Genomic DNA, 13,106 nt, shown 5'->3' on the forward strand with positions numbered 1-13,106 from the left:
TGTTAGCCCTTATAGCTGCACACCGGAGAAGGACATAAAGCCCAGCGCCATCAGCCCGGTGGTGATAAAGGTGATCCCTAAGCCACGTAAACCCGCAGGCACATTGGCATATTTCATTTTTTCGCGGATCCCCGCCATGGTGACGATAGCCAGCATCCAGCCGATGCCGGAGCCGAAACCATACACAACGGATTCACTGAAGTTGTAATCACGCTGAACCATAAACGAGACGCCACCAAAGATGGCGCAGTTCACCGCGATCAACGGCAGAAAAATCCCCAGCGCGTTGTATAGCGACGGGAAATACCTGTCGAGGATCATCTCCAGGATTTGTACCAGCGCTGCAATCACACCGATAAAGGTGATGAAGTTCAGGAAGCTGAGATCGACACCGTCTACCAGCGCACCGTCGCGCAGCACAAAGTTGTACACCAGGTTGTTAATCGGTACAGATAAGCCGAGCACCACCGTGACCGCGACACCCAAACCAAATGCCGTCGATACCTTTTTGGAAACGGCAAGAAACGTACACATGCCCAGAAAAAACGCGAGTGCCATGTTTTCAACAAACACCGCGCGCACAAATAAACTCAGGTAATGAGCCATCGTCGGTTACTCCTTTTCCTGCTGTTCGGGCTTCAGGGTACGAATCAGCCAGATCAGCAAACCGATAATGAAAAATGCGCTTGGGGCCAGCAGGAAGAGTCCGTTTGGCAGATACCAGCCGCCGTTTTGTACCGTGTCCAGCACCGTGATGCCAAACAGCTTACCGCTGCCGATCAGCTCGCGCAGGAACCCAACGGTCAGCAGGATAACGCCGTAACCGAGACCGTTACCGATCCCGTCCATAAAGCTCGCCAGCGGAGGCATTTTCATTGCATAAGCTTCGGCACGCCCCATTACGATGCAGTTGGTGATAATCAGGCCGACAAACACCGAGAGCTGTTTTGACGTTTCATACGCGAAAGCGCGCAATAGCTGATCGACCACGATCACCAGCGACGCGATGATCGCCATCTGCACAATGATCCTCACGCTATTCGGGATGTGGTGGCGGATCATGGAGATAAACATGCTGGAAAATGCCGTCACCAGCGTGACCGCGACGGTCATGACCAGCGCGGTTTCCAGTTTTGTCGTGACCGCCAGTGCCGAACAGACTCCCAGTACCTGTAAGGTAATAGGGTTATTCGCCAGCAGCGGACCGATGAGCACCTTTTTGACTTCTTTCAGTTCACCCGTATCAGCCATTGTTCAGCGCTCCTTCACGTACGTTTTTCAGGAAAGGACCAAAGCCCAGCTCGCCCATCCAGAAATCAAAACTGTGCTGCACCCCTTTTGACGTGAGCGTTGCCCCGGAAAGCCCATCTACGGCATATTCGTCACCCGGACGCGCAGCCCCTTTCATCACCTTCAGGGCAGGCAGGCCGTTATCGTCGAGCACTTTCTTGCCGACAAACTGCGCGCGCCAGTTAGGGTTTTCAACCTCACCGCCGAGCCCCGGCGTTTCGCCCTGGTCATAATAAGTAATCCCTTTCACCGTGCGACCATCCGTATCGAGTGCCACAAAGGCGTACATCATCGACCACAGCCCGTTGCCGTATATCGGCAGCACGACCTCCTGCACCCGCTTCTGCTCATCGCGCACTAGGTAAATTTCGGCGAGATTACTGCGACGCTTGATGCCAGCGGGATCTTGCGATGCCTCCAGCGTCAGGCTCATCTCAGGGTCTTTCAACGCTAGTGCCTGGTTAAATTTCGTCGGGTCTTTATCCAGCAACTGGCCGGTTTTTAAATCCACCAGACGCGCCGAAATGCGCTCCGCGAAGAGTTCAGCCACGTCGTCTGTACTCATCCCTTCCTGCATTAACCCGGCAACAGCCAGGATGTTGCGTTGTTTATCCAGCGCGCGCTGCTCCTGTTGCCGTGGTTTTAATCCCACGGCAGAGCCGGCCACGACAATGGAACAGACCAGGCAAAGGACCAGCACCACCAGCAGCGTTTTGCCGATGCTGTCGTTATTTTTGCTTTCAGCCACGCGCTTTCCTCCGCTTAATGTTGGCGCGCACAACCAGATAGTCGAAGAGCGGCGCAAACAGATTGGCAAACAGAATGGCCAACATCATCCCTTCCGGATAAGCCGGGTTGACCACACGAATCAGGACACACATCGCACCAATGAGCACGCCATAGCTCCATTTACCTTTGTCGGTAAAGGACGCAGAGACAGGATCGGTGGCCATGAACATCATGCCGAAAGCGAACCCACCCAGCACCAGATGCCAGTACCAGGGCATGGAGAACATCGGGTTGGTGGCGGAACCGATGAAATTAAACATCGTGGCTGTTAACACCATGCCAATCATTACCCCTGCGACAATGCGCCACGACGCGACGCGTCCGAAGAGAATGATGGCGCCACCGAGTAAAATCATCAGCGTGGAAACTTCCCCAACAGAGCCGGGAATGTTGCCAATAAAGGCATCCAGCCAGGTCACGGGTTGACCCGTGGCGTTGTTAACCAGCGTTTCGCCCCCGTGCGCGGCCCACTGCGAAAGCGGCGTCGCACCCGAGAACCCATCCGCGGCCGTCCACACCAGGTCGCCCGAGATTTGCGCCGGATACGCAAAGAACAGGAAAGCTCGCCCGGCCAGTGCCGGGTTGAGGAAGTTGCGCCCGGTGCCACCGAAGATCTCCTTGGCAATCACCACGCCAAAACTGATCCCCAGTGCCGCCTGCCAAAGCGGCAGCGTTGGTGGAACAATCAGGGCAAACAGAATCGACGTCACGAAGAAGCCTTCGTTGATCTCATGTTTGCGAATGATGGCGAACAGCACTTCCCAGAAGCCCCCCACGATAAACACCGTGATGTAGATTGGCAGGAAGAATACGGCTCCCAGCGTCATCATGCTTATCCAGCCGGCATCGGCTGCAAAGCTGACCCCCAATGTCTGAGCCAGTCGGTAGTGCCAGTCCGACTGGATAACCTGAGCCAGCTGTGGGGCATCATATAAATGATGCAGCGCCGGAATGGTCTGCAGGCCAACGTTGTACATACCCCAGAACATGGCCGGGAAGACCGCAAACCAGACCAGAATCATCATTCGTTTGAGGTCGATAGCATCGCGGACGTGTGCCGCCCCTTTTGTGACCAGCCCCGGCGTGTAGAAAATGGTCGCCGTTGCTTCATACAGCGGGTAGTACTTCCTGAGCTTCCCGTGCGTAAAGTGCGGCTCTATTTTTTCAAAGAGGTGTTTTAAGCCCATCAGTTATCCTTCCTGCTCAATGCGGGTTAACACCTCGCGCAATACCGGTCCATATTCGTATTTTCCCGGACAGACATAGGTACAGAGCGCCAGATCTTCTTCGTCAAGCTCGAGGCACCCCAGCGCCTGGGCACTGTCGGTGTCGCCGGCCAGTAGATCGCGCAGTAGCAGAGTTGGCAGAATATCCAGCGGCATAACGCGCTCGTAGTTGCCAATCGGAACCATGGCGCGCTCTCCGCCGTGGGTGCTGGTCGAGAAATTAAAGAGTTTGCGACGCAGGAAGTGCCCAAGGGTAGTGCGGGTCACGGAATACTTCTCAGCGCCCGGCAGAACCCAGCCGAACAGCTCTTTCTCGCGACCTTCCAGAACCACACTGACCTGCAAGTGGAAGCGCCCAAGATACGCCTGCGCGCCATCCGCATGACGGCCACTGAGCACCGAGCCGGAAATCAGGCGGTTTTCACCCTCTTTCGTTTCACCGGCAAGCAGTTCATTAATGTCCGCACCCAGCAGCGTTTTCACCAGGCGTGGATTTGCTGCCTGTGGCCCGCCGAGGGCGATCACCCGTTCAGCGCACAGTTCACCGGTGGTAAAGAGCTTACCAATGGCAATCACGTCCTGATAATTCAGATGCCAGACCTGTTTCGTCAGGCTCACCGGCTCCAGGAAGTGGATATGCGTTCCGACTAACCCCGCCGGGTGCGGGCCTGCAAACGCATTAAACGTAACTTGCCCCTGCGGATGGCCCCCGAGTTTGCCGCCGCCCGCCTGACAGACGTGGACCTTCCCCGAGGTCAGACGGGTTAACACGGTTAGCCCGGCATCAAACGCGTTACGCTGCGCCAGAATAATGGGCTCCGGGTCCGCGCTGAGCGGGTTGGTATCAATGGCAGGGACGAAAATAGCGGCCGGAAGCGTATCCGGAACAGGCGATTTGCTGAAAGGTCGCGTGCGAAACGCCGTCCACAAGCCGGACGCCAGCAGTTGTGCCTGAACGGCTTCCCGGCTCAGGGCGGCGAGGTCTGCTGCGTCGAAACGGGAAAACTCACGTTGTTCGTCGCCTTCAATACGGATAACCACCGACTGCAGGACGCGACGTTCACCGCGATTGATTGCCACCACGGTACCGCTCGCGGGGGCCGTAAACATAACGCCAGGATTTTTTTTGTCCTCGAAGAGCGCCTGTCCTTTAATGACGCGATCGCCTTCCTGCACCAGCATTGAGGGACGCATTCCCAGGTAGTCGTCGCCCAAAATGGCGACATGGCGGACACTTGCGCCAGGCGAAACGTGCGGCTCGGGCACGCCTGCAATCGGCAGATCAAGTCCTTTTCTGATTTTAAACATGTGGTTAGCAAGCTTCCATGAACTTCAATCCAGAGGGGGCGAAGTGTACCATTTTCGCTGTTTTTCGGGCACCAAAACCTCGGTTGCAGGCGCTAAAGTGCGAGGTATTGCGCAAAGTTCCTGGAGCCAACGCGATTTTGATGGTTTATAAAGTAAAACTAATTTGTAAACTCACCGTCCGGCTCTTGCGAAAATCTATGGCGGTGCTAATGTGAGCGCACCTAACAGAATAATCTGATTTCGGGTCTCTTTTGCCGTCCTGGCAATTTGGTCTTAGTTTTATCAAGGAACTAGTAGTATGCGTAAAATCGCATTGTTCATTGCGATGCTCCTGATTCCGTGCGTATCGTTTGCCGGGCTGCTCAGCAGCAATAGCTCAACCACGCCGGTCAGCAAAGAATATAAACAGCAGTTAATGGGATCACCGGTTTATATTCAAATCTTCAAGGAAGAACGCACACTCGATCTGTTTGTAAAAATGGGCGAGACATATCAGCTGCTTGATAGTTACAAGATTTGTAACTACTCCGGTGGTCTGGGGCCAAAACAGCGTCAGGGCGATTTCAAAAGTCCGGAAGGGTTTTACAACGTTCAGCGTAGCCAGCTAAAACCTGACAGCCGCTTCTATAAAGCCATTAACATTGGCTTCCCGAACGCCTATGACCGTGCCCACGGTTATGAAGGCAAATACCTGATGATCCACGGTGCATGCGTGTCTATCGGCTGTTATGCGATGACCGATACCGGCATTGATGAGATTTTCCAGTTTGTCACCGGCGCATTGGTCTTTGGTCAGCCGAACGTTCAGGTCAGCATCTACCCGTTCCGCATGACCGATGCCAACATGGCACGTCACAAGTACTCCTACTACGCGGATTTCTGGAAACAGCTGAAACCGGGTTACGACTACTTTGAGCAGACGCACAAGCCGCCGGTTGTCTCGGTTGTCGATGGCCGCTATGTGGTCAGCAAGCCGCTGAGCCACGAAGTCGTCCAGCCGCAGCTGGCATCAAACTACTCGGTCCCCGAGACAAAATAAGACCCACTCGCCTGGCATAATCTTTTGCCAGGTTTCGTTGCCCGTCAGCGGCTGGGTCGCGATCACTGTGACCACATCATTCGGTGTGGTCTCTCGTTGAAAATCAATTTCCACATCCTGATCGAGCAGCTTGGCGACGCCAAACGGCGCGCGGCGCGTGATCCAGAACAGATTGGTCGAACAGAACGCCATCACATAACGCCCGTCAGACAGCAGCATGTTGAACACGCCCTTCTCACGCAGTTCTGATGCCAGCGACGCAATGTATTTGAAGACGGCGGTCATGTTGCCGGGCGTGCGTGGATAACGCTGCGTCAGCTTGTGCAGCAGCCAGCAAAACGCTTTTTCGCTGTCGGTCTCACCGACCGGACGGAAATTGCCCGTCTCCAGCGACTTATAGCCGGAGAGCTGGCCATTGTGCGCGTAGGTCCAGTGACGGCCCCACAGCTCGCGGGTGAACGGGTGGGTATTTTCCAGCGCCACTTCCCCACGGTTTGCCTGACGGATGTGGGCAATAACCGAGCGGGACTTAATGGGATAGTCCTGCACCAGTCTGGCAATCGGGGAATTAAAGCTGGGCTGGGGATCTTTGAATGTGCGACATCCTTTGCCTTCGTAGAAGGTAATGCCCCAGCCGTCTTTATGCGGCCCGGTGCCCCCGCCGCGCTGAACGAGCCCGGTGAAGCTAAAGCAGATATCGGTTGGCACATTGGCGCTCATCCCGAGCAATTCGCACATACATCACCTCCACAACAGCGGGGGCAATCATGCCCCCAGCGAAGTCTTACTTAACCATCTCTTTTTCGATCAGCTGGATCAGGATGTGGATCACTTTGATGTGAATTTCCTGAATGCGGTCAGCATAACCGAAATGCGGAACACGGATTTCGATATCCGCCGTACCGTCCATCTTACCGCCATCTTTACCGGTCAGGGTGATGACTTTCATCCCTTTTTCACGCGCTGCGGCAATCGCTTTGATCACGTTAGCAGAGTTTCCGGACGTCGAAATACCCAGCAGCACGTCACCTTCACGGCCCACGGCTTCAACGTAGCGAGAGAAGATATAGTCATAACCAAAATCGTTACTGACGCAGGAAATGTGGCTCACATCGGAAATCGCAATCGCCGGGTAGCCCGGACGGTTTTCACGATAACGCCCGGTCAGCTCTTCTGCAAAGTGCATCGCATCACAGTGGGAACCACCGTTACCACAGGAAAGCACTTTACCGCCGGCCTTGAAACTGTCGGCCAGCAGGACCGCTGCGCGCTGAATAGCGTGAATATTGGCATCATCTTTCAGAAAGTTAGCCAGCGTTTCCGCCGCTTCGTTCAGTTCGTTACGAATAAGATCCTGGTACATGAGGATAATCCTTCAGTATTGATGAAATAACACAGTGGAGTGTACCGGATAGCGGGAAAAGCGAGAAGCTAAAGCCATGCGAATCGTCTGGCGTTTTGCGTTTTCGTGCCGGCTTAAACCTGAACAATGTGAACCAGGTTGTAATTATTTTGTAAACACATTGCTAAAGGAAATAACATCAACTACAACCATATCATCACAAGTGGTCAGACCTCCTACAAGCAAGGGAGCTTTTCTTTATGATGATTTTGAGCATTCTCGCAACCGTTGTTCTGCTCGGTGTGCTGTTCTATCACCGGGTGAGTTTATTCCTGAGCAGTCTGATTCTGCTGGCCTGGACGGCTGCGCTTGGCGTCGCTGGCCTGTGGAATATCTGGCTTTTAGTCCCGCTGGCTATCATTCTTCTGCCGTTTAACTTTACGCCGATGCGTAAATCGATGATCTCCGCGCCGGTGTTCAAAGGCTTCCGCAAAGTGATGCCGCCCATGTCGCGTACGGAGAAAGAAGCGATTGATGCCGGTACCACCTGGTGGGAAGGCGACCTGTTCCAGGGCAACCCGGACTGGAAAAAGCTGCACAACTATCCGCAACCGCGTCTGACCGCTGAAGAACAGGCCTTTATTGATGGTCCGGTGGAAGAAGCGTGCCGCATGGCAAATGACTTCGCGATTACCCATGAAATGGCGGACCTGCCGCCAGAACTGTGGGCGTATCTGAAAGAACATCGCTTCTTCGCAATGATCATTAAGAAAGAGTACGGCGGTCTGGAGTTTTCCGCTTACGCTCAGGCCCGCGTCCTGCAAAAACTGGCAGGCGTTTCCGGGATCCTGGCGATCACCGTTGGCGTGCCGAACTCGTTAGGGCCGGGTGAACTGCTGCAACACTACGGTACCGAAGAGCAGAAAGATCACTACCTGCCGCGTCTGGCACGTGGCCAGGAAATTCCGTGTTTCGCGCTGACCAGCCCGGAAGCGGGCTCCGATGCGGGTGCGATCCCGGATACCGGCGTCGTCTGCATGGGTGAATGGCAGGGTCAACAGGTGCTGGGGATGCGCCTGACCTGGAACAAACGTTATATTACGCTCGCCCCTATCGCGACCGTGCTGGGCCTGGCCTTTAAGCTCTCCGATCCGGAAAAACTGCTGGGCGGTGAAGAAGATCTGGGCATTACCTGTGCGCTGATCCCAACCTCCACCCCAGGCGTTGAAATTGGTCGTCGCCACTTCCCGCTGAACGTACCGTTCCAGAACGGCCCAACCCGCGGCAAGGATATCTTTGTACCGATTGATTACATCATCGGTGGTCCGAAAATGGCCGGCCAGGGCTGGCGCATGCTGGTGGAATGTCTGTCGGTTGGCCGTGGTATTACCCTGCCGTCCAACTCGACCGGTGGTTTGAAATCTGTCGCGATGGGGATTGGTGCATACGCCCATATCCGCCGTCAGTTCAAAATCTCTATCGGCAAGATGGAAGGGATCGAAGAGCCGCTGGCACGTATCGCAGGCAACGCCTACGTGATGGATGCTGCTGCCTCCCTGATTACCTACGGCATTATGCTGGGCGAAAAACCGGCCGTGCTGTCAGCTATCGTGAAGTATCACTGTACCCACCGCGCACAGCAGTCAATCATTGATGCAATGGATATCGCGGGCGGTAAAGGCATTATGCTCGGCGAGGGCAACTTCCTGGCGCGCGGCTACCAGGGCGCACCGATTGCCATCACCGTTGAAGGGGCAAACATCCTGACCCGCAGCATGATGATCTTCGGCCAGGGGGCAATCCGTTGCCATCCTTATGTGCTGGAAGAGATGGCCGCCGCGCAGAATAACGACGTGGATGCCTTCGACAAACTGCTGTTCAAACATATTGGTCACGTGGGCAGTAATAAGGTACGCAGCTTCTGGCTGGGTCTGACGCGCGGTCTTACCAGCGCCACGCCAACCGGTGATGCGACCAAGCGTTATTACCAGCATCTTAACCGCCTGAGCGCCAACCTCGCTCTGCTGTCAGATGTTTCTATGGCGGTGCTGGGCGGTAGCCTGAAGCGTCGCGAGCGTATCTCTGCCCGTCTGGGTGATGTGCTGAGCCAAATCTTCCTCGCCTCTGCGGTCCTGAAACGCTACGACGATGAAGGCCGTCAGGAAGCCGATCTGCCGCTGGTTCACTGGGGTGTTCAGGATGCGATGTATCAGGCGGAACAGGCCATTGACGATCTGCTGGCGAACTTCCCGAACCGCTTTGTTGCAGGTGCCCTTCGCGTGGTGATCTTCCCGACCGGTCGTCATCATCTGGCGCCGTCTGACAAACTGGATCACAAAGTGGCGAAGATCCTGCAGGTACCGAGCGCAACCCGTTCCCGTATCGGCCGCGGTCAGTATCTGGCTCCCACGCCGCATAACCCGGTTGGTCTGCTGGAAGAAGCGCTGCTGGACGTGATGGCTGCCGATCCCATCCACCAGAAGATCTGCAAACAGCTGGGCAAAAACCTGCCGTTCACCCGCCTGGATGAACTGGCGAAACAGGCCCTGACGGGCGGGATCATCAACAATGATGAAGCCGCTCTGCTGGTGAAAGCCGAAGAGAGCCGTCTGCGCAGCATTAACGTGGATGATTTCGACCCGGATGAGCTGGCGACACAGCCGGTAAAGCTGCCGGAGAAGGTCCGCAAACCTGAAGCTGCATAACGCGTTTCGCTTCTACAAACCCCGCCACGCGCGGGGTTTTTTATTGCCACATTTTCTCTTTATGTCGTGCTACAGTGTCAAAAAGTGGTCGTTTGAGGAGTCCGAATTGTGCCTGGTCTGAAGATTTCGATTTTGCAGCAACCTTTAGTGTGGATGGACGGCCCTGCCAACCTGCGCCACTTTGATCGTCAACTGGAAGGCATTACCGGGCGTGATGTGATTGTCCTGCCGGAGATGTTCACTACCGGCTTCGCCATGGAAGCGGCGCAACAGTCAATGCCACAGCAAGAGGTGGTCGCCTGGATGCACGCCAAAGCGCAGCAAACCAATGCGCTGATTGCCGGCAGCGCTGCGCTGCAAACCGAACGCGGGCCGGTCAACCGCTTCCTGCTGGTCGAGCCGGAAGGGAAAGTGCATTTCTATGATAAACGCCACCTGTTCCGCATGGCAGATGAACATCATCACTATGAAGCGGGTGATGCGCGCGTGGTGTTCGAATGGCGCGGCTGGCGTATTCTGCCGCTGGTTTGCTACGACCTGCGCTTCCCGGTGTGGTCACGTAACCGCAATGATTACGACCTGGCGCTGTATGTCGCCAACTGGCCTGCTCCGCGCTCCCTGCACTGGCAGTTGCTGCTGGTCGCACGCGCCATTGAAAACCAGGCGTATGTGGTCGGCTGTAACCGCGTGGGGACCGATGGCAACGGGCATCATTATCGGGGGGATAGCCGGGTGGTGAACCCGCAGGGTGAAATTATTGCCACCGCCGAGCCGCATCAGGCAACGCGCATTGATGCTGAGTTGTCACTGACGGCCCTGAAGGAATATCGCGAGAAGTTTCCGGCCTGGCAGGATGCGGATCCCTTTAGCATTGGATAACGGTTTCCCCTCCCTCTCACAGGTAGAGGGAGGGGATATCATTAACTCACCAGCGCCTGTCCGTCTTTGCGGCTCTCTGTCGCCGCCACATAGTGCCCTTCCGGCATACGATAAATCACCTGCGCGCCGCCGAAGTTGTAATCCTGGAGCGGATCTTCCACCACGATCTGGTGCCCGCGCTCACGCAGTGCGGCGATAGTATTGCGATCGAACGTCGATTCGACGATCACTTCCCTGCCCTGCACCACGCGCCAGCGAGGCGCATCAATTGCCGCCTGTGGGTTTTGCCCGTGCAGCATGATGCGCAGCGCCATCTGCATATGCCCCTGCGCCTGCATTGGGCCGCCCATGACGCCAAAGGACATCAGCGGTTTGCCGTTGCCGTCCATCGCAAAGCCCGGAATGATGGTGTGGAACGGACGCTTACTGCCCGCCAGCGCATTCGGATGGTTTGGATCCAGCACAAAGCCACAGCCGCGGTTTTGCAGACTGATCCCGGTCTCCGGCACCACAATCCCGGATCCAAAGCCCATATAGTTGGACTGAATAAACGAGATCATCATACCGCTGGAATCTGCAGCGCTCAGGTAGACCGTGCCGCTCTGCGTCGGCGAACCGTAGACGAAATCGGAGGCGTTATCGGGGTCGATAAGCGCCGCGCGGGACGCCAGATAACGATCGCTCAGCAACGCCTGGGCCGCGAACTCCATGTGTTCTTCATCAGCGACGTAGCGATCGAGATCCGCCAGCGCCAGTTTCATCGCTTCAATAGACAGATGAAGCGACTGCACGGAATCCGGATGATGTTTTTCAATTCCACACTGCTCCAGAATACCGAGCGCAATCAGCGTGGCGATGCCCTGCCCGTTTGGCGGCAGCTCCTGCACTGAACCACCGGCAAAATCACGCGACAGCAGTTCTACCCAGTCCACACGATGATTGGCCAAATCCTCTGCCGTCAGGTGCGCGCCATGTTCTTTCGCGAAAGCGGCAATTTTCTGCGCCAGCTCGCCGCGGTAAAACGCTTCACCGTTGGTTCTGGCAATCAGCTCCAGCGAATGAGCCTGCGCCGGGTTACGGAAGATCTCGCCAACCCGGGGAGCACGCCCTTCCGGAGCAAAGCAGGCGCTAAAGCCTGGCTGATCTTTGAGCTTGTTATAACCCCGCTGCCAGAGATGGCCAATCAACGGGGAGACCGGAAAACCGTTACGCGCATACTCGATGGCCGGTTGCGCCAGCGTAGTAAGCGGCAGCGTGCCAAAACGTTCTGCCAGCGCCACCCAGCCCGATACCGCACCCGGCACGGTGACGGCGTCCCAGCCAATTTCTGGCACCGCGGTTTTCCCGGCAAACAGATCCGCGTGCCAGCTGGCAGGCGAGCGGCCAGAGGCGTTCAGGCCGTGGAGTTTTTCACCATCCCAGACGATGGCAAAGGCATCGCTGCCAATACCGTTGCCGGTGGGTTCAACCACCGTCAACGCCATGGCGGTTGCAACCGCCGCATCAACCGCGTTCCCGCCGAGCTGCAGCATTTTCATTCCCGCCTGGGCCGCCAGCGGCTGAGATGTCGCCACGGCGTTGTGGCCCATCATCGGCGGGCGTCGTGAATCGTAACCGGAAGTGAAATCAAGCGCTTTGGTCATCATGACTCCTTAGTCATGGCGCGGATCGAGCGCATCGCGCAGCCCGTCGCCGAGTAAATTAAAGCCCTGCACGGCAAGAAAAATCGCCACACCGGGGAATACAGACATCCATGGAGCCTGCTCAAGGAAACTTTTCGCGGTATTAAGCATTGAGCCCCATGACGGGTTCGGCGGCTGCTGGCCTAACCCCAGAAATGACAGACTGGCTTCAGCAATGATTGCCGAGGCAATGGCCAGCGTGGCCTGCACCAGAATCGGAGACATCACATTGGGCAGCACATACTTAATGATGATCCAGCGATCCGGCAGGCCAATCGCCCTCGCGCCGTCGATATACTCTTCGTTGCGAATGGCAATCACCTGGCCGCGCGTCAGGCGGGCGAAGATCGGCATTGCGGAGAGGCCAATGGCGATCATGGCGTTGGTCAGGCTTGGGCCCAGGAACGCCCCGAGCGCGATCGCCATGATCAGGAACGGACAAGCCAGCAGCGCTTCAATAAAACGCGAGATCACGCCGTCCCACATCTTCTGGAAGTAACCCGCCACCAGCCCCAGCGGAACGCCAATGACCACGGCGATCACCACCGACATACAGCCAGCCATCAACGACGTTCTCGCCCCCCAGATAATGCGGGACAAAATATCGCGGCCCAGTTCATCGGTCCCAAACCAGTACATCACCGAAGGCGCTTTACGCACCGCCAGGAAATTGGCTTTCACCGGATCAAAAGGCGCGATCCACGGTGCCAGCAGTGCCACCAGCACAAAAAAGCCCACCACTACGGCACCCATCACCGCGCTTTTATTGGCGAGAAATTTCTTCAGTACCCGGTTCTGCGCTCGGGGCTGAACCGCGGCAATGGTTTGAGTTGTCAGTTCCGCCAT

The 13,106-nt window shown here is 56.1% G+C and carries 12 protein-coding genes; 3 read left to right on the forward strand and 9 right to left on the reverse strand.

The features are described 5' to 3' along the window. Positions 1 to 9: 9 nt before the first annotated feature. Genes nqrE through QE396_RS12485 form a run of 5 tightly spaced genes read right to left on the reverse strand, consistent with a single transcriptional unit; the run spans position 10 to position 4,613 of the window. Entirely contained in the window at positions 10 to 606 is a 597-nt protein-coding gene (gene nqrE, locus QE396_RS12465) for an NADH:ubiquinone reductase (Na(+)-transporting) subunit E (RefSeq protein ID WP_014168762.1), read from the reverse strand. A gap of 6 nt (positions 607 to 612) precedes the next feature. Next, complete coding sequence (locus QE396_RS12470) at positions 613 to 1,251, reverse strand: NADH:ubiquinone reductase (Na(+)-transporting) subunit D (RefSeq protein WP_014168761.1); 639 nt, start codon at positions 1,249 to 1,251, stop codon at positions 613 to 615. Then, positions 1,244 to 2,038 (reverse strand): Na(+)-translocating NADH-quinone reductase subunit C, encoded by a 795-nt coding sequence (locus QE396_RS12475; RefSeq protein ID WP_020882789.1) that lies wholly within the window; start codon positions 2,036 to 2,038, stop codon positions 1,244 to 1,246. Before QE396_RS12475 ends, QE396_RS12470 begins: the two co-directional genes overlap by 8 nt. Further along, positions 2,031 to 3,266, reverse strand: a complete 1,236-nt coding sequence (locus QE396_RS12480; protein ID WP_020882790.1) for an NADH:ubiquinone reductase (Na(+)-transporting) subunit B — start codon at positions 3,264 to 3,266, stop codon at positions 2,031 to 2,033. Before QE396_RS12480 ends, QE396_RS12475 begins: the two co-directional genes overlap by 8 nt. A 3-nt stretch (positions 3,267 to 3,269) precedes the next feature. Then, positions 3,270 to 4,613: a Na(+)-translocating NADH-quinone reductase subunit A gene (locus tag QE396_RS12485; protein WP_309951237.1), complete on the reverse strand. Its 1,344-nt coding sequence runs from the start codon at positions 4,611 to 4,613 to the stop codon at positions 3,270 to 3,272. A 298-nt stretch (positions 4,614 to 4,911) separates the two neighbouring features. On the opposite strand from QE396_RS12485, the gene dpaA reads away from it, so the two are divergent. Further along, on the forward strand, positions 4,912 to 5,652 hold the full coding sequence (gene dpaA / locus QE396_RS12490; RefSeq protein WP_014168757.1) for a peptidoglycan meso-diaminopimelic acid protein amidase: 741 nt from the start codon (positions 4,912 to 4,914) through the stop codon (positions 5,650 to 5,652). On the opposite strand, the gene QE396_RS12495 is transcribed toward dpaA, so the two are convergent. Both QE396_RS12495 and lpcA read right to left on the reverse strand, forming a co-directional pair. Continuing rightward, the gene (locus tag QE396_RS12495; protein ID WP_014168756.1) at positions 5,623 to 6,390 is read right to left on the reverse strand and encodes a class II glutamine amidotransferase; all 768 of its coding nucleotides are present in this window, start codon (positions 6,388 to 6,390) and stop codon (positions 5,623 to 5,625) included. The two genes, dpaA and QE396_RS12495, sit on opposite strands and share 30 nt — an antisense overlap. 46 nt (positions 6,391 to 6,436) lie before the next feature. After that, complete coding sequence (gene lpcA, locus QE396_RS12500) at positions 6,437 to 7,015, reverse strand: D-sedoheptulose 7-phosphate isomerase (protein ID WP_014168755.1); 579 nt, start codon at positions 7,013 to 7,015, stop codon at positions 6,437 to 6,439. Positions 7,016 to 7,254: 239 nt separating this feature from the next. Here lpcA and fadE point away from each other — a divergent pair, with 239 nt between their 5' ends. Further along, positions 7,255 to 9,699: an acyl-CoA dehydrogenase FadE gene (gene fadE / locus QE396_RS12505; protein ID WP_014168754.1), complete on the forward strand. Its 2,445-nt coding sequence runs from the start codon at positions 7,255 to 7,257 to the stop codon at positions 9,697 to 9,699. Between the two features lie 108 nt (positions 9,700 to 9,807). Next, positions 9,808 to 10,578 (forward strand): amidohydrolase, encoded by a 771-nt coding sequence (locus QE396_RS12510; RefSeq protein WP_020882792.1) that lies wholly within the window; start codon positions 9,808 to 9,810, stop codon positions 10,576 to 10,578. A gap of 41 nt (positions 10,579 to 10,619) precedes the next feature. Here the strand turns inward: QE396_RS12510 and QE396_RS12515 are convergent, their stop codons facing one another. Further along, positions 10,620 to 12,221, reverse strand: a complete 1,602-nt coding sequence (locus QE396_RS12515) for a gamma-glutamyltransferase family protein (protein WP_020882793.1) — start codon at positions 12,219 to 12,221, stop codon at positions 10,620 to 10,622. Positions 12,222 to 12,230: 9 nt separating this feature from the next. Beyond that, the gene (locus QE396_RS12520; RefSeq protein WP_020882794.1) at positions 12,231 to 13,106 is read right to left on the reverse strand and encodes an ABC transporter permease; all 876 of its coding nucleotides are present in this window, start codon (positions 13,104 to 13,106) and stop codon (positions 12,231 to 12,233) included.

Origin of the sequence: Enterobacter sp. SORGH_AS_0287 (genome assembly GCF_031453695.1) — a bacterium.
Classification (GTDB): domain Bacteria; phylum Pseudomonadota; class Gammaproteobacteria; order Enterobacterales; family Enterobacteriaceae; genus Enterobacter; species Enterobacter ludwigii.